The sequence below is a fragment of the Nonomuraea sp. NPDC049624 genome (genome assembly GCF_040675255.1).
Taxonomy (GTDB): domain Bacteria; phylum Actinomycetota; class Actinomycetes; order Streptosporangiales; family Streptosporangiaceae; genus Nonomuraea.
Genome location: NZ_JBFAOR010000009.1, coordinates 434998 through 454790 on the forward strand (window position 1 = coordinate 434998; position 19793 = coordinate 454790).

Below are 19793 nucleotides of genomic sequence, written 5' to 3' on the forward strand. Positions count from 1 at the left end.
GGAGGATCGCAACGAGCCCGGTGCAGCGGATCAAGGAAACCCGGTGAGCCCGAACGAACGGCGCCTCTGGCGGGACCTCGAGACTCGTAGGCTGCGGAGGAGGCCGTATCGTCAACTTGCCGGGTTGTCATGGGAGAACCGTTCCGGGCGGAAGGCGGCGAGCGTCTCGTCCCGCCTCTTGCTGACGATCTCCGACGCGAGCAGCCGGCCGATCACCGGCCCGAGCGTGATGCCGCTGTGGGAGACGGCCTCGTAGTAGCCCGGCACGGACGGCACCGCTCCCACCGAGGGGTATCCGTCGCCCGGGATGGGCCGGTCGACCACCCGCGTCCTGACGATGCGAGAGTCCTCGAACCCGGGGACGACGTGCCGCGCCGACTCGTGGAGCAGCCGTTCGAGCGCCGCCGGATCTTCGCCGGTGTCGATGAGCGCGTCGACCTCGCGGCTGTGGAGGACCACCGAAGCGTCTCCGTCAGGTCGGATCGCGACGCGGGGCGCGTGCATGGTCCGGCGGATCGGCACCTGCGCACACTCGATCCGGGTGACGAGGCCGGGCTCCCGGCGCATCGGCAAGTGCCGCGCGACGAACCCGGCGAGGTGGGCGGCGCCGGGTCCCGCGGCGTTCACGACGACGTCGACGTCGAGACGGCTGCCGTCGGACAGGACGACGGTCCGTACGCTCCCGTCGGCGGCGGTGCCGATGTCATGGACCGTGGTGCCGAACCGGTGCTCGGCGCCGGCCGCGACGGCCTGGCCGACCAGGCGGCCGACGAGATGGCGTCCGTGCACCCAGGCTTCGTCGGGGAAGAACACGACCGGAACCTCGCCGGACACCGTGAGCGCGGGTTCGAGGTGGCGGCGTACCTCGGCTCCCGTGCGTACCTCGGCCCGGTAGCCCCAGCCGGCCAGCAGCGCGGCCGTTTCCAGGAGGCTCGCCTCCGCCGCGGGGTCGTCCGCCCAGCGCAGGTGGCCGTCGGGGTGCCACCATGGGTCCGGCCCGATGATCTCGGCAAGCTCGCGGTACGCGGCCATGCTCGCGACGTTCAGGTCGAAGTAGGGCCTGCTCGCGGTCTTGGCACTGGCGTTGACCCACGAGAACGACCAGTCGGTGACCCCTTCACCCGGCCGGCCCGCGTCGAGGAAGACCACCTTGACGCCGTGCCGTGCCAAATTCCAGCCCACACAGGCTCCGAGAACGCCCACCCCGATGACAGCAACACATCCAGGCCGCTCCACGACCCGATTCTCTCACGGACACTCGTCTCCGCCCTCTGGCAAGCGGCGCGACTGCGCTGTCGTCGTCGAAGAACGGCCCTCGCGCGGCGGCCGTCAGGCACTCACCGACGATCTAGAGTTCCCGGTCGCTTATGGAGTCAGGCTAGCGGCCCTCCACCGTGATGGCGGCCTCAAGGTGCCGGGCCACGGTCAGCAGGTCCTGGGTGCGGGAGTACTCGAGCTGGTCGTCGCGCGAGGGTGCCGGCCGGAGGCGAGCGGTGAGCTGGTCGATGCAGTCGGCCAGGAGTCGACGCTGCTCGGGCGGGAGATGACCGCCCGTGGCGAGGCACGTCTGCACGCATTCGCCAAGGAGCTGTGAAGGCTTGTCATCATCGACGATCAGGACCGCGAGCCGTCGCTGGTGCCAGAAGGACACAGCATGGAGGGCCGCTTCTCGGCGCGCGCCGTACCAACAGGCCGGGGTGTAGGGGTTGATGTCGCCGGGGCGGGGGCTGCGCCGGCCCCGCCGCTTGGCCTCGCGTCGAGCGATCGCGTAGGCCCGCTTCTCCGCCTGCCAGGCTGAACGACTGGCTTCCAGCACGGCCAAGGCTCGCAGAAGCGCGGACTCGTCGGTGCGGAACGGCCCAGCCTTGGCTCGCAGGAAACTCAAGGTCGCCTCGAAGCCGATCGGACGGTAGAGCTGCACGCAGGAGCGAAGCGCGGATACCCGTCGCTGGTGGGGCAAGGCTGTGTCGCGCGCCTTGCGAGCGAAGTTCCCGAAGCTCATCTGGCCGCGCTACCTCCGTCGCCGATGCGCCCGTCTCCTCTCACGGCCGCCGGGCTCAGACGGGCGCCGTGACGGAGCGCAGCCAGGCGAGCTTGTCGGCGGTGTCGGTGCAGGGCAGCGGGTTGTACAGCACCAGGGTCAGGTCGGGTCTGGCGGGCAGTCTCATCTGGCTGCTCTCGAAGGTCAGCGTGCCCACGACGGGATGGTCGACCTCGTTGACCCAGATCCCTGCCGCCTGGACGTCCTGTCGTGCCCACAACCGGGCGAACTCGGGACTGGACGCGCCCAGTGCGCGGACCACGTCGTGGATGTCGTGATCGCAGGGCTGCTCAGCCGCCGCGGCGCGGAAGGCCGCCACCACGGTCGGCGCCAGGTCCTGCCAGGCCCGCTCCCGGCGTCGGTACCGCAGGTCGTGGAAGAAGCCCACCAGGCAGTTGCGCTCGGCCTGCGCCATGTCCAGCGCGAGCGTGGCCGACTCGTTCCAGGCCACGTGGTTCCAGGAGGCGTCCAGCATGGTCGCCGGCTTGGGGTCCCAGGCTTCGATCAGTCGTTGCAGTCCCTCGCAGTAGGCGTGCGGGTGTCCGGCCGGAGGCGGCGGATTGAGCCCGGCCAGCGTGTACAGGTGCCGCCGTTCGACCTCGTCCAGTTGCAGGACCCGGGCCACGGCGTCCAGCACCTGCGCGGAGACGTTGATGTCGCGCCCCTGCTCCAGCCACTGGTACCAACCCGGGCTCACCCCGGCCAGCACCGCGACCTCCTCACGGCGCAGCCCCGGCGTGCGCCGGCGCCCGCCCGCCGGCAGGCCGGCGGCGGCCGGGCTGACGCGGGCCCGCCTGCTCATCAGGAAGTCACGCAGGTCCCGGCGACGTTCCTCTCCCTGCCTCACCGCGCACCGCTTCGACTGGTGGTGCCACCACCGGTGTCACCACGCTCTCCCCGCGCAGACCGGTGATGGCCGAGCGTGGACGCCATGACGATCGACCCCTTGTCCAGGGACGCCGAGGCCGGTGCCGGAACCTCCGCCGGGGAGCACGGCGCTCGGTTCACCACGCGTGCCAAATTCATCCTTGCCATCCTGTGTGCCGCGCAGTTCATCATTTCGTTGGATTTTTCGATTCTAAATGTGGCCTTGCCCGATCTCGGCAGGGAACTCGGGATGGACCAGGCCGACCTGCAATGGGCGATCACCGCCTTCGCGCTGCCCTCCGGCGGCTGCCTGTTGCTGTTCGGCCGCATGGCGGACCTGTACGGCAGGCGCAGGCTCTTCCTGGGCGGCGTCCTGCTGTTCACCGCGGCCTCCGTGCTGGCTGCCCTCGCGTGGAGCCCGGGGGTGTTCGTCGCGGGGCGGGTCCTGCAGGGGCTGGGGGCCGCCGCCGTCATTCCCACCGGCATGTCGCTGCTGACGACGACCTTCGCCGAAGGGCCGCAGCGCAACCGGGCGCTCGGCGTCAGCGGGTCGGTGCTCTCGCTCGGATTCACCGTCGGGATGCTGGTCGGCGGCACCATGACGGACACGCTGGGCTGGCGTTCGACGATGGCGCTGCTGGCCGTGGCGGGCGGCGTCCTCGCCGTGGCGGCGCCCGGACTGCTGACCGAGAGCCGGGGCGCCCGCTCTCCCCGGCTGGATCTGCCCGGAGCCGCCACCGTCAGCGGCGGCCTGGTCTGCCTCATCTATGCCCTGTCGGCGGCGGGCGCGGTGAGGGCCGCGGCCATGGCGGCGGCCGTGCTGTTGCTGGGCTGGTTCGTGGTCATCGAGTCGCGAGCCGCGCAGCCGCTGGTCTCGCTGACGATGCTGCGCAGGCCCACGGTCGCCCTCGGCAGCCTGGGCGGCCTGATCACCTTCTCCATGATGAGCTCGTTCATCTTCCTGCTGACTCTCTACCTGCAGGACGTCGTGGCGCTGTCACCCCTGTGGACAGGTCTGTTCTTCGGCGGCCAGGGCGTCGTCCTGGCCGTGACGGGCATGGTCTCCTCCTCGGTGATCCGGGTGCTGGGCGCGGGGCGGACGCTGGTCGCGGGGCTGGCCGTGCAGGGCGTCTGCACCGCCGCGATGACCGTGACCGAGGGCGCCTGGCCGGCCTTGGCCGTGATCTGCCTGGCCTCCGTGGGCCACATGTCGGTCGTGGTCTCCTACGGCGTCACCGTGACGTCCGGGCTTCCCGACACGGCTCAGGGGCTCGCGACCGGGCTGGTGACGAGCGCCCAGCAGATCGGCATCACCGTCGGCACCCCGATCCTCAGCGCCATCTGCATGGCTCAGGTGTCCGCGCTCCAGGCCGCCGGTCAGGCCGCGGCCCCGGCTCTGCTGAGCGGTGTCCGGCTGGCCGCCGCCGTGGACGCCGCCGTGGTGCTGGCCGTCTCGATCCTGATCGGGTACGCCCTGCTCCGCACCACCTCTCGCCGGCCATGAGACACGCACCCGTGAACGGCCGGTCAGCAGCCCGCGGAGGCGCCGGGCGACCCTACGGGAGGGCGCGGTCGGCGCCGGGGATCCAGTGCCGTCCGTCCGACGGGTCCGGCGGGCTCACGCGTGGGAGCCGGCCGAGCAGCGTACGGAGCAGCGGGTGCGGGTTGCGGCGGTGCCAGACCACCCACCACGGCAGGAGGGGGATCGGGTCCACGATGGGGATGCGGCGCAGCCCGCTCCCCGTCGCGTCGATGCTCCACTCCCCCAGGCCGACGGCGCTCTTCTCGCGCAGGAACTGCTGGACCAGGTGCCCCTGGCCGATGGCGGGCTCGGTGAAGCGCAAGGGCACGCCGAGGCGGTCGGCGAGGCGTCCCAGGTAGGCGCGCCATTCGGCGGCGCCCGCCGGGTCGGGCATCGCGATGCCGCCCGCCCGCAGGTCGGCGGGCCGCAGCTCGCTCAGGTGCGCGAGCGCGTGATCCTCCGGGACGAACGCGGCCAGGGGCTCCAGGTGGACCAGCCGCTGGGACAGCTCCTCCGGCCACGGCAGGTCGCGCGCCCGTCCGAAGGCCGCGTCGATCTCCTGGCGGCGCAGCGCCGGCAGCGCGACCGCGAGCCCCTGCCGCATGCTCACCTCCACGCGCAGCCGCGGGTCGCGCTCGCTGGCCTCCCTGACCATGCGCAGGGGCGTGAAGCGCTCGTCGTAGACGTCCACGCGGACGGGGCTGTCCACCACGCGGACCGCCCCCACCGCCTCGTCGAACGCCGCCACCGCCGCCACGGCCAGAGGCAGGAACCGCCTTCCGGCGGCGGTCAGCTCGATGGACCGGGTGGTCCGTTCGAACAGCGGCGTGCCGAGGGCGTCCTCCAGCCTGCGGACGCGTTTCGACAACGCCTGCTGGGTGATGAACATGCGCGCGGCGGCCCTGCCGAAGTGCAGTTCTTCGGCGGTCGCGATGAAGGCGCGTACGCCCGAGACGTCTGCTTCCACGCCCAGACCCTGCATCGACAACCATCGGTTGTCAATCCGTGGCGCCATGGCTGTTGGACAGCGCCATCGGCGGACCGGTTACCTGTTCCATGACATTTGTGCTGATGAGAGGGGGTCCCGCGATGGAGGTCGTGGAGGTCGAGCGGCGCCTGCACCTGCTGCGGCTGACGTTCGGGCAGGCGTACCTGTGGAACGACGACGGCGCGCTCACCCTGGTGGACACGGGCATCGCCACCTCGGCCCGGGAGATCGCCGAGGCGATCGGCCGGCTCGGGCTGCGCACCGACGCCGTACGGCGGGTCGTCCTCACCCACTACCACGAGGACCACTGCGGCGGCGCGGCGGACGTGACGGCGTGGGGCGAGGTCACGGTGCTGGCCCATCGCCTGGAGGCCCCGGTGATCCGAGGGGACGTGCCCGCCCCGCCGCCGAACTTCACCGACGAGGAACGGGCCCTGCATCGCAGTCTGGGCGCCGACCTGCTGCCGCCCGCGCCGCCGTGCCGGGTGGACCGCGAGCTTGAGGACGGCGACGTGATCGCCTTCGGGGGCGGGGCCCGCGTGATCGCCACCCCCGGGCACACCGCCGGCAGCATCGCCCTCCACCTGCCGGAGCACGGAGTCCTCTTCACGGGCGACACCGTGGCGCACGTGTCCGGACTGGTCATGCCCGGAGTGTTCAACATGGACCGTGACGAGATGCTCCGCTCGTTCCGGCGGCTGGCCGAACTGGACGTCCGGACGGCCTGCGTGGGCCACGGCGACCCCGTCACGGACGCCGGCGACGCCCTCCGTAAGGCAGCCGCCGACCTCCCCGCCTGACCCGGCCGCTCAGGCGTTCTCAGGCGTTCTCTTCAGACGTTCCAGCCAGGCGGTCGGCGAGGCGCCGGCGCGGATCGCCCCCGACCTCGTACACGGTGGAGGCGATCTTCATCCCGAACGCGGTCCAGTGAAAGACCGAGCCGGGGGCCAGCGGCCGTCGGCGTGCAGCTCCCGGACCCGCGTCGGGGCTGACGCCGTAGCCGGGGGCCCCGATCCGCCACTTCCAAGAGCTCTCCCACAACGACCGGTCGTAGCAGGGGGCCTTCGGCGACGACGCGCCGCGCGCGTCCTCAGCATTTCCCACTGAAGAACGACAGAGATCCTTTGCGCAAGGCCGCCAGAACGACGATCCACGCTCCCGCCACTGAACAGCAATCGACTCTCGGAGAAAGCCGGTAACCAGGGCCGTTGACCGACCCTCACCGCAACCGCATACTGACCAGATGTAGCGGGGACAGTCGTCGCCAGCCGCCCGGCCGACAATGGCGAAGGGTATACAGAATGTTGAACGAACGGCGTTCTTTCGAGTCCCTCAGCCCGCGCGGCCACTACATCCGGCACGCGAACTTCTTGGGAGAAATATCTCCGATAGCCACCTCGCTCGACCGCGCCGACGCCTCGTTCGACGTCGTCAGAGGGCTCGCCGGAGACGGCACCGTGTCCTTCCGGTCGGCCAATCTTCCCAACCACTACCTGCGACACCAGAATTTCCGCCTGGTCCTCTCGGAATTTACGCCGGACGACCGGCTGATGCACGAAGACGCGTCCTTCATATCCGACCTGGGCCTCACGGTAACCGTCTGGAACTCCTTTCGCTCCTACAATTACCCCAAGCTGTACATCCGGCATCAGAACTTTCATCTCTACGTGAGCGAGATCAACCAGAACAGCCCTGAGCTCGATCGATCGGACGCGACGTTCAATCCCGGGAACGCGTTCTTGGCGCCGCCCGAAACCATACGCCTCGTCGAGATGGCCAATGACAAGCGGATATTCCAGGCACCCGGGACCCCATTCCTCCGCCTGGACAAGCGGCTTGTCGCCGTAGCCCAAGAGCACAGCCAGGACCTGGCCAACCATCCCGGTCTCTGGGAGAGGCTCCTGAACGGTTATCCGGGACACTACGGCTCGGACAACAGCACGCCGGAGCAGCGGATTCAAAGGGTGATGGGTTCCGCCGGGACCGAGAACGTGTACATCCAGTGGTTCTGGGGCGGGAACACCCCGCCGCCCTCCGCCCAGGCGGCGCATGATTGGTGGTGGTACCAGAGCCCTCCCCACAAAGCCAATCTGATCAATTCAAGCCACAGGTCCACCGGTGTCGGCATAGCCACGGGATCCGGAAACGTCCCCCAAGGCCACGATCACGCAGGTGAGCGCGCGACGTTCCACTATTACACCCAGGTGTTCCATTCATCGCCTTAGCGGAGTCACGCGATACCGGCGTGCGGGGCGCCGCACCGTGGCCCGCGCCGCGCCGCCCAGCTCCTCGATCAGCGCACGCCCGATCGTGCCTGTCGCGCCCGTCACCACGATCATCAGGCACCCCTCTGCACAGAAGCTGGTCGTCCACCAAGGCGGGGGCGGTCAGCCGATGCGGAGCGGGAGGGTGCGGGGGCCGCGGACCTGGCCCGCTGCCCAGGTGACGGCGTCGGGGTCGGCGAGGGTGAAGGTGGGGATGCGCTGGAGCCAGACGTCGAGGGCGGTGCGCAGTTCCATGCGGGCCAGGTGGGAGCCGACGCAGCGGTGGATGCCGAGTCCGAAGGCGGCGTGGCGGTTGACCTCGCGGTCGATGCGGATGTCGGCGGGGTGGTCGAAGTGGGCGGGGTCGCGGTTGGCGGCGGGGAAGGAGAGCAGGACCCAGTCGTCGGCCTTCATGTCGACGCCGTTCCAGTGCATGTCGTCCTTGACGAGGCGGGCCATGGTGACGGGGGCGTAGGCGCGCAGGAACTCCTCCATGGCGGTGGGCAGCAGGGCGGGTTCGGCGACCAGGCGTTCGCGGTCGGCGGGCGTCTTGGCCAGGTGCCACAGGGACGCGCCGATCGCACTCCAGGTCGTGTCGATGCCGGCGATCAGCAGCAGCGTCATCGTCCCGACGACGTGGACGGGGTCCAGTTTCGCGCCGTTGAGCTCGGCGTCAAGCAGGTAGGTCGTGAGGTCGTCCCGCGGGTGGGCCAGGTGGTCGTGGATCTGCTCGACCAGGTAGGACGACAGCTCGGCGAAGCGCTCCAGCCGGTGCTCGGTGGGCTCGTTCACGCTTTCCAGGGCGTTCTCCACGAACCACCGGAACCGGTCGGCATCCTCGGGCGGGAAGCCCAGCATGTCGGCGATCACCCGCATCGGGACGTACTGGGCGTACTCGCGGGCCGCGTCCACGACCTCCCGCCCTTCCAGGCCGTCGATCAGCTCGTGACACAACGCCCTGGTGCTCGCCTCCCGCCTGGCGACGGCGGTCTTGGTGAAGGCCGGCAGCAGTAACTTGCGGGCGTCGTGGTGGAAGGGCGGGTCGGACGAGATCGGCGGAACCCCGCCCGCCGGCGCGAGATCCCGGGGCGGCTTGAGGTTGCTCACGACGACCGCCCTGGAGGAGAACCGCTCGGTGTCGTAGGCGACGGCGGCGACGTCCTCGTACCGGGTGGGCAGCCACACCCCGCCGAACCGGTCGGTGTGCGCGATCGGGCAACGTTGCCGCAGGTCGTCCTGGATGGGGTACGGGTCGGCGGCCCACTGGGGGTCGACGTGGGAGAAGTCGGTGGCCCAGTCGGAGACCGGATCGGTGACGATCTCACTGACGGTGCCGCGCAGCCGGCTCCTGCGCGTCTCTTCCAGCTCCGGGCCGAAGCGGTCGTCCACGGTCATCTCGCAGCTCCATCCCTGACGTCGATGAACCGGTCGGAGTCGATCTGAGGTGAATCGCACCCTCACCCGAATTAAAAAAGCATTCATTTGATACGTCAAGGCACCCCCACGAACCGATGTCCTTTGTCTGAGGCGCTTGCAGATGTCAGTACGGCGCCAGTCCTTCAAGTCGTGGGTCGATCGGATGGCCCTGCGGAACGGATCGCCGCCCTGGACGATCACCGAGGCGTCAGGGCTGGATGTGCGCGCGTCGAGTGACGTTCGTTCACTGGCGTACGGCGTCGTCACGACGCCGGAGGCGTGCAGGGCGATCGCGGCCGCCACAGGCCTGAGCTCCGAGATTGTCCGTGGGATGCACCTGGAGATGTTCGACGGCTCGGCCGTGGACCTGGCAAGCGTCCGCGTGGGCGACAAGGAGTCAGTCCGCCGGGCAGAGACCCGTGAGTGGGCGCAGCTCTTCGGCAGCCGGGCATGCCCGACCTGCCTCGCGGCTTCGGGCGGAGTGTGGCTGGCCTGGTGGAAGCTGGGCTGGGCCGCGGTTTGTCCCGCACATCGGACACTGCTGGTGGATCTCTGCCCGAGGTGCCGCCGTTGGCCCCAGCGTCGCCGCCGGGACATCGGGCCCGGCGACCTCTGGCGGGGCGCCGGGCCGGAAGCCGGTGGTCAGTCGGGGACTGGGCTGCCCTGGCAGCCGCTGTCGATCTTGCCCGTCTCGAAGTACCGCACCACGTCGGCGGCGCACTCGGGCACCCGGGTGGTCGACACGTGCACGTCGTCGGCGACCGTGTAGACGGTACCGCCGATGGCGCGCCGCGTCTGCAGCGTCCAGTCGTAGACGGACATGAACTCGTGCAGGTGCCCCGCCAGCACCAGTGACCCGCTGCTCCGCTTCAACGTGGCCTGCTGCGCCGGCAGGGGCCAGCCGGGACACATGGCGGGCAGTCCCCAGGAACGGCCGGTCGCCGGATGGCGCTTCACGAGCTGCTGGTAGTCACGCCAGGCGGTGTCGAAATTGGCCCGGCTGCTGTCCTCGTTGCACGCGACGGCCAGGTTCATGGTCCTGTTCAGCGTTTCGGGCGCGCCAGGCACGGGCGTCCCTATCCTCGGTGCGCCGAGCACCTCCTTGACGGCGGGCGGGGCGGTTGCGCCCGTCGCCGTCCGCAGTTCGGCCAGCGCCTTGCCCGCGCGCACCCACTCGGTCGAGTTGCGCCTGGCCAGGTCGGCGACGGCCGAGCCGTCGATCGGCCGCGGCAGGTCGGTGTAGGTCCTGGGACTCCTGTCGTACGTTCGGACCAGCTCCGCCACCTCCTCGCGCACCTTCCGCGCGGTGACGCCGAGACCGTAGGTCCCGTCGCGGCGGGCCAGCCAGGCGGCCATGCGCTCGAAGTCACGCTCGGCCGCGTCCGCGCTGTCCTTGGCGTGCTGGTCAACGCGTGTCCACGGCGGCGCCACGCTGTCCAGGAAGGCCCTTTCGGTGTGCCCGGGGAACAGGCTGCGGTACACCATGCCCAGATAGGTGCCCCAGGAGAAGCCGAGCAGGTTGAGCTTGCTCTCACCCAGCGCGGTCCGCACCAGGTCCACGTCCTTGGCCACGTTCTCGGTGGTGAGCTGTCCGAGGAAGGCGGAGTCGGAGCCTCCGCACTTCTGGTTGGCGGCGACCTGGGCGTCGTATATCTTCCTGGCCGCCTCCTTGGTCAGCGTGCCGGGCTCCGGCGGGCCTCCTGGCGCGAAGGGGCAGGCGACCTTGGTGCTGTTCCCGACCCCGCGCGGGTCGAAGCCGATGATGTCGTATCGCCCGTTGAGCCTCGCCATCTCCTCGTTCCTGAGCGCGGCCCGCAGGACCGGGTCCAGGTATCCGCTGTTACCCGGCCCGCCCGGCAGGACGGCGATGGCACCGAGCCGGTGGGCCTCGTCCGTGGCGGCCAGCCGGGTCACCGCGATGTCGATCTTCCGCCCGGCGGGCTCACGGTGGTTCAGCGGGACGCTGACCGTCCCGCACTCCAGGCGCTTCATCACGGAGCGGAAAGCCGCGACCTTGTCCTCCGACACGCCCAGGCTGCGGATCACCTCATCGGAGTAGGCCGGACAGGATTTCCATTGCACGGAAGCCACGCCGGAACTTGAGCTGGGGTTCGCGCTCGTGCCGACGGCGGCGGCTCCCGCCGCGGAAGGATGCGTCACCAACCCCGCCAACGCCAAGGCCAGGGCAGGGAAGGAGGTTCGGAATGTCATGCGGGCCAGTAGTAGCGCAGCCGTAGTTTCCTGACCGTTTCCGTGAGGAGGGTCGCCGATCAATGCACATGAGCAGGCCGGTGAGCAGCCGCACGACGTAGGGCGGGAGGCCGCCGGCGACGGCCCGGTTGCTGCCACAGGTGCCGCTCCTGGCCGCTGAAGGGTTACGCTCACGGGAGAGGGTTACATCGTCCCGAATCGAGCCCACTGAAGAAGCGCGAGCAGACAGGGCATCGAACCCATCGGTAGTTTCTGATCATGATCGAGGCCTTCTTCGCCGCTCATCCCGAGGTCCATGAGCAGGCCGAGACGTTCGAGAAGGTCCGCGCCACCGCGAGAACCCCCGGGGCGTCGCCGGAGGACTACGCCTGGGTGAAGGGCAGCGGGCTCGGCGAGATCTACACGATCGTCTTCGTCCGCGGGCTCGACGAGCATGAGGTGCTTCGCCGGATCGGGGCCGCGGACGAGGACATACGGCTGATCACGGACGAGGACCACTCCCAGCCGGAAGGGCCTGAGGTCATCACCGTGAGGCGCATCGGGGACTGGACTGTCGCCATCGAGGACTGTGGCTGGCGGGCCTCGCACATGGAGGTCCTCTGCCCGTTGTCCCGCGACGGCGGACAGGCGGTGGCGGTGCTGCGGCATGACTACGCCGCCCGGCACAGGCTCGCCTACGCCGTTGACGGCGAACACCTCACCGACATCGACCCGACCTTCCCCAGCCGAAGGCATGGCGAGGATCCTGATCGGCTCAATCGCCACCTTCGTGAGCTCGGCATCGATCCAGCCGCCGATGACCGCATCCAGAACGCCATCCCGGCGGCTCTGGCAATCGCCAGCCGGATCAGCAATGTCATGCTCACCCCGGAGCATCTTCGCCGCCCGGTCCTCGGCGCGGCCATACCCGGCGCCTACTGATCACCGACGGGCCGATCGTGCGCGCGGCATTCGCAGGGCCAGTTGGCATCAGATCGCTCGTCGGACGCAAGGGGGACTGCCGAGCACGGCTACGCCACCAACACGCAGTTTCAAGATCCAGTAGGTGTCTTGAGCATCTTCACGTGCTGGTCCTACCGTCGTGACCATGCGCCAGATCGACGACGACGTGGACGTGCTCAAGGTCATGACCAGCCGGTTCCGAATGAAGCTTTTCAGCCTCCTGTTCCGGATCGGCCCGGTCACGGTGAGCGAGCTCGCCAGGCGGATGGACGCCGACCCTGGCCAGGTGAGCTACCACCTGCGGCAGATGCAGCCCCATGGGTTGATCGAGGACGTGCCGGAGCTGGCCCGGGACAGCCGGGAACGCTGGGTGCGGGCGGCTTTGAGCGGATGGGCCCTGGTGCGGGACTCCGAAGCCCCGGAGGCCAGAGCCGCGCTGCAGGCGTGGACTTCACAGTGGGTGATCGACCAGTTCGAGCGGCTGCGTGACTTCGAGCGCACATACATGACGCTTCCGGAGAACTGGCGCCACGCGTCCTTCGGCAGCAGCCGCCACCTACGGCTCACCCAGGATGAGCTCACGCAGCTCGCCGATCAGCTCAATGCCGTGTTGAAGCCGTGGCGCGAACTGACCCAGGCGCGCGTCGAATCGAGCGAGATTCCGCCGGACACCCGTCCGATCTTCATCTTCTACCACGCATTTCCCGAAGAGCCCTGAGGAGCCTTTCGTGCATCACTTGCAGGAAGAGCTCGTCCGCGCGGACTTGGCTGAGCGGCGAGCCGAGGCCGCACGCCTGCAGATGATCCCGCCGCGCTCGCGCCGGCGTGCTCTTCCAGGCCTCCGCGGGCGGCTCGCAGTCACTCTCCGCCGCCTCGCTGATCACCTCGAACCGGCCCTGGAGTCCCGAGGTCGCCAGCCGACCCGCTGAGGCCCGTGTGCTCCGGTATGACGAGCCCGAGCCAACGACCTTCGTACGCCCCTACGCGGGCCGAGGTGAGCGATCTCGGCCGGATTCTGTCAACTCCCATGACGTGAGCGGCGATTCTCCGAGGCCCATCGAGGCAGCAGTCGGCCCCGCGTGTCCGCCGGGCCGGGCAGACTGAACGCTTCGATTGGCGGGATGGGCCGCTTGAGGCGAGTTCTGCGCATACGAGCAGCGAGGAGAGGCCACTTCGGCCCGGGTCGATCTGCTGCATTCGGTGGCGAGCGGGATGTCATGCCGTTTGCCTGCCTGACCAAGATCTGCCGTATGTCTGTGCCGCCGGGAATGCTGGGCCAAGATGGCCCGCATGTCTGACACGCCCGAAGATCACGTTGAGACCGCGACCCTCTCCGCACTCAACGACTACGACAGGATGGCTGAGGGGTACGCGGCCGAGAACGAAACCAGCCTCCTCAACGCGTACTACGAGCGGCCGGCGATGCTGGAGCTTGCCGGGAAGGTGACCGGAAGGCGCATCCTCGACGCCGGCTGCGGCGCGGGTCCCCTGTTCTCCGAGCTGCGCGATCGAGGCGCCATCGTGACCGGCGTCGACGCGAGCGCCGGAATGCTGGAGCAGGCCCGACGGCGGCTGGGCGCCGACGCCGATCTGCGGGTCGCCGACCTGGCCGGCCCACTGCCCTTCCCCGACGAGGCGTTCGACGACGTCATCGCGTCCCTGGTGCTGCACTACCTGGAAGATTGGGGCCCGACGCTGGCCGAGCTGAGACGCGTGCTGAAGCCTGGCGGCCGGCTTCTCGTCTCGGTGGACCATCCTTTCAGCGTCACCTTCTTTCAGCACATGGCCGGGGAGAAGCCCAAGTACTTCGAGACCCGCAGCCGGACCGACGAATGGACCATGGGCGGGCAGACCGTCCAGATGCGTTTCTGGGACCGGCCCCTGCACGCGATGACCGAAGCCTTCACTGCGGCGGGCTTTCGGATCAGCGTCATCAGCGAACCGCCGTTCGTGCCTGAAGCCCGCGAACTGTTCCCGGAGGAGTTCCGCGAGACCGAGCCCACTCGCACGCGGTTCCTGTGCTTCTTGTTCTTCGTTCTCGAAGCCAGTCAGGCCGTGTTTCACGGAGACGGGTCCTGTCGCCGGTGACCGTCCGGACGCCAGAGTCCGTACGGCGTTCCGGGGGCCGTACGGCGTTCCGAGGGGGTGGGGCGGACATGTGGTTAGTTATGCGAATATAATCGTTATATGCCTATAACGAGTAGAGCGCCCCTCTCCCCCGCCCCCGCGCTCAGCCCCCGCCGGCGGATGCTCGTGCTGGCCATCTGCTGCATGAGCCTGTTCATCGTCGGGCTGGACAACACGATCGTGAACATCGCGCTGCCGGCCATCCGCCGCGACCTCAACGCCTCCATGGCCGGCCTGCAATGGATCATCGACGCCTACACGGTGGTACTGGCGAGCCTGCTCATGCTGGCCGGCTCGACCGGCGACCGGGTCGGCCGCCGGCGCACGTTCCAGACGGGGCTGGCGCTGTTCACGCTCGGCTCGCTGATGTGCTCGCTCGCGCCCGGCCTCGGCTGGCTGATCGCGGCGCGGGCGCTGCAGGCCGTCGGCGGGTCCATGCTCAACCCGGTCGCCATGTCGATCATCACGAACACCTTCACCGAGCCGCGCGAGCGGGCGCGGGCCATCGGCGTGTGGGGCGCCGTGATCGGCGTCAGCATGGCGCTCGGGCCGCTGGTCGGCGGCACGCTGGTGGACTCGGTCGGCTGGCAGGCGATCTTCTGGATCAACATCCCGGTGGGGCTGGCCGCGTTCGCGCTGTGCGCGTTGTTCGTGCCCGAGTCGCGCGCGCCGCGCCCGCGCCGGGTGGACCCGGTCGGGCAGGTGCTGGTCATCGTGCTGCTGGCCACCCTGACGTACGGCTTCATCGAGGCGCCGGCGGCCGGCTGGGGGTCCCCGCGCACGCTGGGCTGCTTCGCGGTCGCGGCGCTGGCGCTGGCCGTCCTCGCACCGTACGAGCTGCGCCGCACCGACCCGCTGATCGACCTGCGCTTCTTCCGCAGCGCGCCGTTCACCGGGGCCACGGTCATCGCGGTGTCCGGCTTCGCCGCGCTGGCCGGGTTCCTGTTCGTCAACACCCTCTACCTCCAGGACGTGCTGGGCCTGTCCGCCCTGCACGCCGGCCTCTACACGCTGCCCATGGCCGGGCTCACCGTGGTCTGCGCGCCGCTGTCGGGACGGATCGTCGGGAACGCCGGGCCCCGCGTGCCGTTGGTGGTGGCCGGGGTCACCATGGCGGCCAGCGGCCTGATCATGACCGGGCTGGCGGCGGACACGCCGACCTGGCGGCTCATGGCCGCGTACGTGCTGTTCGGGGTGGGGTTCGGCATGCTGAACGCGCCGATCACCAACACCGCCGTGTCCGGCATGCCGCGCGCCCAGGCCGGCGTGGCCGCGGCGGTGGCCTCCACCAGCCGCCAGATCGGCCAGTCGCTCGGCGTCGCGGTCATCGGCTCGCTGGTCACCTCGGCCGTGGCCGGCCCGTTCGCCAGCGGGTTCCCGCAGGCCAGCCACGTCGGCTGGTGGATCGTCGCCGGGTGCGGGCTGGCCATCCTGCTGCTCGGTATCCTGACCACGACCGGCTGGGCCCGCCGCAGCGCCACCCGTACCGCCGAACGGCTCGCCCACGCTCCCGACAGAACGGCGGACGCTTGATGACCGACACCCCCGAAGGCCCCGGCAGTTCCGGGCACGACGCCGTGACCCGCGTCTGGGCGGCGATGTACGACCTCGTCCTGCGGCAGGAGGACCGCCGCAAGGAGGTGGCCGAGACGCTCGGCATGAGCTTCTTCCGGATCAAGGCGCTGCGCCGCCTGCTGGCCGGGCCGATGACCATGCGGGAGCTGACCGCCGAGCTGTCCACCGACAAGCCGTACACCACCCTGATGGTCGACGACCTGGAGCGGCGCGGCTACGTGACCCGCAGCGTCTCCCCCGACGACCGCCGCAGCAAGATCGTCACGCTGACCCCGGCGGGGACGGCCGCCGCCGAGGAGGCCGAGCGCATCCTGGCCCGCCCGCCGCGTTCCCTGCTGGCCCTGGACCCCGGCGACCTGGCCGCGCTCGACCGCATCATGGCCCTCCTGCTCACCCCGGAGGAACCGGCCCGCCGGCGGTGAGGCCGGGGCCGGCCGCGAGCGTCAGCCCTGGAACCAGGACAGGCGGGCGGCGCAGAGGGTCTGCTCGGCGCCGAACTCCTCGAAGGCGGCGACCGGCCGGAAGCCCAGGCGGGCGGCGAGTCTCAGCGACCGTTCGTGCGCGGTCCGGGTGACGATCACGACCGGCTGGTCGGGCAGCTCGCCCGCCGCGGCGCGCAGCGCGGCCGTCGCCGCCTCGTGGGCGAACCCGCTGCCCCATGCGGGGCGGCGCAGCACGTAGGACAGCTCCAGCTCCTCGCCGTCGCCGGTGACGTGCCCGGGACGGTCGGCCGCGCGGCGGTCGAGCGCCAGCGTCCCGAGGAGCCGGTCGGTGACGAGGTCCGCGATGACGTAGCCGCCCGGGGCGGCCGTGGCGGCGGCGGTTCCGGCGACGTCGAGGAAACGTTCGACGTCGTCCCGCGGCCGCGGGCCGCCCAGGTGCTCGCGCACCTCGGGGTCGGTCATCAGCTCGACGAGACCGTCACGGTCGCCGTCGTGGGCCTTGCGCAGCAGCAGGCGTTCGGCGCGGATCTCCGTGGCGGACAGCGTGGGCAACCGGCTCATGGGTCCTTGATCCTAGGACAGCCGGGCCGCCGCTCAGGGCGAAGGCGTCGGCGACCAGACCCCGGCCGCGGTCCCGTCCCGGACGTGCCGGCGGTAGGCGACGACCTTGCCGTGGATGATGTCCAGGCTCGCCGTCAGGTCGGCGATCCGCTCGCGGACGGCCCGCTTGTGCTCCTCCAGCAGCGCGAGCCGCTCCGGCTCGTTGCCCGGCCCCGACCGTACGAGGTGGGCGAACCTGCGCAGGGTGGCGATCGGCATGCCGGACTCCCGCAGCCGGTTGCACAGCAGCAGCCACTCCACGTCGGCCCGGTCGTAGGCCCGCTGCCCGCCGGCCGTTCGCGGGATCGGGCGCAGGAACAGCTCCTCGCGCTCGAAGAAGCGCAGCGCGTGCACGCCGAGGCCGGTGGCCCGCGCGACGTCCCCGATGGACAGGCGGTCGGCGTCACTGCTCATGGCACCTCGCCATAGTTTGACCTAGATTGCACTCTAGATTCTACGGTCGGGGGCATGGCACGTACACAACACAGGATCGGCTCGGGTTTCGGCGCGCACAGCACGGCCGACGACGTCCTGGCCGGCATCGACCTGTCCGGCAGGAACGTCCTGATCACCGGCGGCTACTCGGGCCTCGGCCTGGCGGCCACCCGTGCGCTGGTACGGGCGGGGGCGCACGTCGTCGTGCCCGCCCGCCGTCCCGGCGTGGCGCGGGACGCGCTGCGCGACCTCCCCGGCACGGAGGTGCGCGAGCTGGACCTGGCCGACCTCGGCAGCGTCCGCGCCTTCGGCGACGGCTTCCTGGAGGCCGGCCGCAGGCTCGACATCGTCATCGGCAACGCGGGCGTCATGGCCTACCCCCACCGGCCGGTCGGCCCGGGCTGGGAGGCGCACCTGGCCATCAACCACCTCGGCCACTTCGCCCTGGTCAACCGGCTGCGCCCGGCGCTCGCCGGGGCCCGGGTGGTGTCGGTCTCGTCCTCGGGGCACTTCCTGTCCGACATCCGCTGGGACGACCCGCACTTCCGCCACGGCTACGACCACTGGACGGCCTACGGCCAGTCCAAGACCGCCAACGCCCTGTTCGCCGTCCACCTCGACGCCCTCGGCGCGGCCGACGGCCTGCGGGCCTTCGCCGTGCACCCCGGCAGCATCCTCACCCCGCTCCAGCGCCGCATCCCCCACGAGGAACAGGTCGCCCAGGGCTGGATCAAAGCCGACGGACGCCGGGCCGACGGCTTCAAGACCCCGGAACAGGGCGCGGCGACGGCGGTGTGGGCGGCCACGTCACCCCTGCTGGACGCGCACGGCGGCGCCTACTGCCAGGACTGCGACCTGGCCGAGCCGGCGACGGGCGACGACATGCTGATCGGCGGCGTCAAACCCTGGGCCCTCGACCCCGACTCCGCGGCCCGCCTGTGGAAACTCTCCGCCGACCTGACCTCCGAGGCCGCGTACTCCTGACCTCCGAAGCCGCGTCTCCTGACCGTCCGAAGCCGCCTACCCTGACCGCCGAAGCCGCCTGCTCCCGACCGCCCGGCTCACCGGTGACGGCCGGGCCCGAGCAGCAGCGCGACCGCCGCCGCGAGCACGGGGATCGCCACGGCCAGCAGGACGATCGAGCTCCACGGCGTCTCGAACGGCACCCGCGGCGCCGGGTCCCAGTCCACCGAGGTCGTGAAGGGCCAGTACGTCCGTTCCGGGCAGTTCCTCCCGGACGGCGGCGCTCCCGAGCGCCGGTCGTGCGGGATCGAGCCGCACGACGAGCGCCCCCGGCCGCGCCTGCGGGACGTACTGCGCCCTGGACTGCGCGATCCCGGCCGCAGCGATGGTCGCCACCGCGACGGCGAAGGCCGTGGCGATCATGGTCGCGGCCACCGCGGGGGCCGTCCGCGCGCGCCGGTCGGCCAGGTGCCGGGCCGAGAGCCGCAGGGCCACCGGAAGCCGGGCGCCGCCCTGCCCGACCACGCCCAGCAACCAGGGGACGAAGGGGCCGAGCCCGAGGACGAACGTCGCGGCGCCCACGATGGCCGCCAGCAGGGTGAGCGTGGATCCGAAGTCGTCATAGTGCACGTCCTCGTGCGTCGACCAGGCCACCAGCGCCATCACCGTGAGCCCGGCCGCCGCCACCCACGCGCCGGCGACCAGATGGCCGGAGTGCATCCGGCCGTGCCGCCCGCGCGGAGCGGTCTCCGCGGCGAAGATGGTCGCGCCGCAGGCCGGCATCACGAGCACGCCGATCAGCACCAGGAGGAAGATGAGGGAGGCGAGGTCCGACATGGAGGGAGCGTACGGGCGGAACGATCATCGCGACACCCCCACGGGCCGGGAACGGCGACGGCCGGCCGCCGCGGGGTTCGCGGGGCCGGCCGGAGGGTTCGAAGGTCAGCCGTGGGAGTCGGTGGTCGCGGCGCGCTTGATGCTCAGCTCGTCGCCGCCGATGGAGCAGGAGGGGCCGTTCGGGCCGCCGAAGCGGACGGAGTCGAAGAAGTCGCGGAAGGTGATGTAGAAGTTGCCCTTGCCGCGCGGGCCGGTGACGGCCGAGCAGCCGCCGTAGTCGGCCTCGGAGTAGAGATGGATGAGCGTGTCGGTGCGGTTCCAGTCGGACTTGGCGCGGTCGCCCATGCCCAGTGCCGCCAGGTTGGCCGTGCTCGCCTGGAGCTGGACGATGTCGCCGGTGCCGTCCAGACCGGAGAACAGGCAGTAGTTGCCCTCCTGGCAGCGGTCGTATCCCGTCGCGGCCTGCGCGGGGGACGCCACTGCGGCCAGCGCGGCCACGGCGATCGGTAACGCCAGAACGTGAAACTTCTTGCCCACCATGCCTCCATGGACGAAACTTTCC

At 70.6% G+C, this 19793-nt stretch carries 19 protein-coding genes and 1 pseudogene; 10 read left to right on the plus strand and 10 right to left on the minus strand.

All coding sequences use genetic code 11. The features are described from left to right. Positions 1 to 111 precede the first annotated feature (111 nt). The 3 genes from AB0J76_RS35835 to AB0J76_RS35845 form a co-directional block, all read right to left on the minus strand. The gene (locus AB0J76_RS35835) at positions 112 to 1236 is read right to left on the minus strand and encodes an FAD-dependent oxidoreductase (RefSeq protein ID WP_352327204.1); all 1125 of its coding nucleotides are present in this window, start codon (positions 1234 to 1236) and stop codon (positions 112 to 114) included. Between the two features lie 142 nt (positions 1237 to 1378). Beyond that, the gene (locus tag AB0J76_RS35840) at positions 1379 to 2002 is read right to left on the minus strand and encodes a hypothetical protein (RefSeq protein WP_352327205.1); all 624 of its coding nucleotides are present in this window, start codon (positions 2000 to 2002) and stop codon (positions 1379 to 1381) included. Positions 2003 to 2057: 55 nt separating this feature from the next. Next, positions 2058 to 2888 carry a helix-turn-helix transcriptional regulator gene (locus AB0J76_RS35845; protein WP_352327206.1) on the minus strand — a complete coding sequence of 277 codons (831 nt, stop codon included), beginning with the start codon at positions 2886 to 2888 and terminating at the stop codon, positions 2058 to 2060. An 84-nt stretch (positions 2889 to 2972) separates the two neighbouring features. Between AB0J76_RS35845 and AB0J76_RS35850 the strand changes: the two genes are divergently transcribed. Beyond that, entirely contained in the window at positions 2973 to 4412 is a 1440-nt protein-coding gene (locus tag AB0J76_RS35850; protein ID WP_352327207.1) for an MFS transporter, read from the plus strand. A gap of 52 nt (positions 4413 to 4464) precedes the next feature. Here the strand turns inward: AB0J76_RS35850 and AB0J76_RS35855 are convergent, their stop codons facing one another. Continuing rightward, complete coding sequence (locus tag AB0J76_RS35855) at positions 4465 to 5397, minus strand: LysR family transcriptional regulator (protein ID WP_352327208.1); 933 nt, start codon at positions 5395 to 5397, stop codon at positions 4465 to 4467. Between the two features lie 104 nt (positions 5398 to 5501). Between AB0J76_RS35855 and AB0J76_RS35860 the strand changes: the two genes are divergently transcribed. Together AB0J76_RS35860 and AB0J76_RS35865 are read left to right on the plus strand one after the other, a co-directional pair. Next, positions 5502 to 6218 (plus strand): MBL fold metallo-hydrolase, encoded by a 717-nt coding sequence (locus AB0J76_RS35860; RefSeq protein WP_352327209.1) that lies wholly within the window; start codon positions 5502 to 5504, stop codon positions 6216 to 6218. A gap of 501 nt (positions 6219 to 6719) precedes the next feature. Next, complete coding sequence (locus AB0J76_RS35865; RefSeq protein WP_352327210.1) at positions 6720 to 7643, plus strand: AbfB domain-containing protein; 924 nt, start codon at positions 6720 to 6722, stop codon at positions 7641 to 7643. A 162-nt stretch (positions 7644 to 7805) separates the two neighbouring features. Here AB0J76_RS35865 and AB0J76_RS35870 read toward each other — a convergent pair whose 3' ends face one another. Then, positions 7806 to 9077 carry a cytochrome P450 gene (locus tag AB0J76_RS35870; RefSeq protein ID WP_364392115.1) on the minus strand — a complete coding sequence of 424 codons (1272 nt, stop codon included), beginning with the start codon at positions 9075 to 9077 and terminating at the stop codon, positions 7806 to 7808. Between the two features lie 142 nt (positions 9078 to 9219). Here AB0J76_RS35870 and AB0J76_RS35875 point away from each other — a divergent pair. Then, positions 9220 to 9630, plus strand: a pseudogene (locus AB0J76_RS35875) (TniQ family protein); the annotation flags it as partial. A gap of 110 nt (positions 9631 to 9740) precedes the next feature. Here the strand turns inward: AB0J76_RS35875 and AB0J76_RS35880 are convergent. Next, entirely contained in the window at positions 9741 to 11144 is a 1404-nt protein-coding gene (locus AB0J76_RS35880) for an alpha/beta fold hydrolase (protein ID WP_352325293.1), read from the minus strand. 423 nt (positions 11145 to 11567) lie between these two features. On the opposite strand from AB0J76_RS35880, the gene AB0J76_RS35885 reads away from it, so the two are divergent. The 5 genes from AB0J76_RS35885 to AB0J76_RS35905 all read left to right on the plus strand — a co-directional run bounded on the left by AB0J76_RS35885 (position 11568) and on the right by AB0J76_RS35905 (position 16375). Then, positions 11568 to 12230: a DUF6461 domain-containing protein gene (locus AB0J76_RS35885; RefSeq protein ID WP_352325294.1), complete on the plus strand. Its 663-nt coding sequence runs from the start codon at positions 11568 to 11570 to the stop codon at positions 12228 to 12230. A 166-nt stretch (positions 12231 to 12396) separates the two neighbouring features. Continuing rightward, the gene (locus AB0J76_RS35890) at positions 12397 to 12969 is read left to right on the plus strand and encodes a helix-turn-helix domain-containing protein (protein WP_352325295.1); all 573 of its coding nucleotides are present in this window, start codon (positions 12397 to 12399) and stop codon (positions 12967 to 12969) included. A 563-nt stretch (positions 12970 to 13532) separates the two neighbouring features. After that, complete coding sequence (locus AB0J76_RS35895; protein ID WP_352325296.1) at positions 13533 to 14339, plus strand: class I SAM-dependent methyltransferase; 807 nt, start codon at positions 13533 to 13535, stop codon at positions 14337 to 14339. Positions 14340 to 14438: 99 nt separating this feature from the next. Then, positions 14439 to 15911: an MFS transporter gene (locus AB0J76_RS35900; RefSeq protein WP_352325297.1), complete on the plus strand. Its 1473-nt coding sequence runs from the start codon at positions 14439 to 14441 to the stop codon at positions 15909 to 15911. Then, complete coding sequence (locus AB0J76_RS35905) at positions 15911 to 16375, plus strand: MarR family transcriptional regulator (RefSeq protein ID WP_352325298.1); 465 nt, start codon at positions 15911 to 15913, stop codon at positions 16373 to 16375. Before AB0J76_RS35900 ends, AB0J76_RS35905 begins: the two co-directional genes overlap by 1 nt. Before the next feature lie 21 nt (positions 16376 to 16396). Here AB0J76_RS35905 and AB0J76_RS35910 read toward each other — a convergent pair whose 3' ends face one another. Then, on the minus strand, positions 16397 to 16957 hold the full coding sequence (locus tag AB0J76_RS35910; RefSeq protein WP_352325299.1) for a GNAT family N-acetyltransferase: 561 nt from the start codon (positions 16955 to 16957) through the stop codon (positions 16397 to 16399). A gap of 33 nt (positions 16958 to 16990) precedes the next feature. Further along, positions 16991 to 17410: a MerR family transcriptional regulator gene (locus AB0J76_RS35915; RefSeq protein ID WP_352325300.1), complete on the minus strand. Its 420-nt coding sequence runs from the start codon at positions 17408 to 17410 to the stop codon at positions 16991 to 16993. 54 nt (positions 17411 to 17464) lie between these two features. Between AB0J76_RS35915 and AB0J76_RS35920 the strand changes: the two genes are divergently transcribed. Continuing rightward, positions 17465 to 18415: an SDR family NAD(P)-dependent oxidoreductase gene (locus AB0J76_RS35920; RefSeq protein ID WP_352325301.1), complete on the plus strand. Its 951-nt coding sequence runs from the start codon at positions 17465 to 17467 to the stop codon at positions 18413 to 18415. Between the two features lie 36 nt (positions 18416 to 18451). Here AB0J76_RS35920 and AB0J76_RS35925 read toward each other — a convergent pair whose 3' ends face one another. Continuing rightward, positions 18452 to 19231, minus strand: coding sequence for a hypothetical protein (locus AB0J76_RS35925; RefSeq protein ID WP_352325302.1), 780 nt, complete (start codon positions 19229 to 19231; stop codon positions 18452 to 18454). Between the two features lie 105 nt (positions 19232 to 19336). Then, complete coding sequence (locus AB0J76_RS35930; protein ID WP_352325303.1) at positions 19337 to 19771, minus strand: peptidase inhibitor family I36 protein; 435 nt, start codon at positions 19769 to 19771, stop codon at positions 19337 to 19339. Positions 19772 to 19793: the final 22 nt, after the last annotated feature.

Bases quoted from the DNA above. Each gene is read 5' to 3' on its own strand.
- AB0J76_RS35920 (WP_352325301.1), top strand. From the start codon at position 17,465: ATGGCACGTACACAACACAGGATCGGCTCGGGTTTCGGCGCGCACAGC.
- AB0J76_RS35850 (WP_352327207.1), top strand. From the start codon at position 2,973: ATGACGATCGACCCCTTGTCCAGGGACGCCGAGGCCGGTGCCGGAACC.
- AB0J76_RS35895 (WP_352325296.1), top strand. From the start codon at position 13,533: ATGGCCCGCATGTCTGACACGCCCGAAGATCACGTTGAGACCGCGACC.
- AB0J76_RS35890 (WP_352325295.1), top strand. From the start codon at position 12,397: ATGCGCCAGATCGACGACGACGTGGACGTGCTCAAGGTCATGACCAGC.
- AB0J76_RS35915 (WP_352325300.1), bottom strand. From the start codon at position 17,410: ATGAGCAGTGACGCCGACCGCCTGTCCATCGGGGACGTCGCGCGGGCC.
- AB0J76_RS35865 (WP_352327210.1), top strand. From the start codon at position 6,720: ATGTTGAACGAACGGCGTTCTTTCGAGTCCCTCAGCCCGCGCGGCCAC.
- AB0J76_RS35870 (WP_364392115.1), bottom strand. From the start codon at position 9,077: ATGACCGTGGACGACCGCTTCGGCCCGGAGCTGGAAGAGACGCGCAGG.
- AB0J76_RS35860 (WP_352327209.1), top strand. From the start codon at position 5,502: ATGAGAGGGGGTCCCGCGATGGAGGTCGTGGAGGTCGAGCGGCGCCTG.
- AB0J76_RS35900 (WP_352325297.1), top strand. From the start codon at position 14,439: ATGCCTATAACGAGTAGAGCGCCCCTCTCCCCCGCCCCCGCGCTCAGC.
- AB0J76_RS35840 (WP_352327205.1), bottom strand. From the start codon at position 2,002: ATGAGCTTCGGGAACTTCGCTCGCAAGGCGCGCGACACAGCCTTGCCC.
- AB0J76_RS35910 (WP_352325299.1), bottom strand. From the start codon at position 16,957: ATGAGCCGGTTGCCCACGCTGTCCGCCACGGAGATCCGCGCCGAACGC.
- AB0J76_RS35930 (WP_352325303.1), bottom strand. From the start codon at position 19,771: ATGGTGGGCAAGAAGTTTCACGTTCTGGCGTTACCGATCGCCGTGGCC.
- AB0J76_RS35925 (WP_352325302.1), bottom strand. From the start codon at position 19,231: ATGTCGGACCTCGCCTCCCTCATCTTCCTCCTGGTGCTGATCGGCGTG.
- AB0J76_RS35905 (WP_352325298.1), top strand. From the start codon at position 15,911: ATGACCGACACCCCCGAAGGCCCCGGCAGTTCCGGGCACGACGCCGTG.
- AB0J76_RS35885 (WP_352325294.1), top strand. From the start codon at position 11,568: ATGATCGAGGCCTTCTTCGCCGCTCATCCCGAGGTCCATGAGCAGGCC.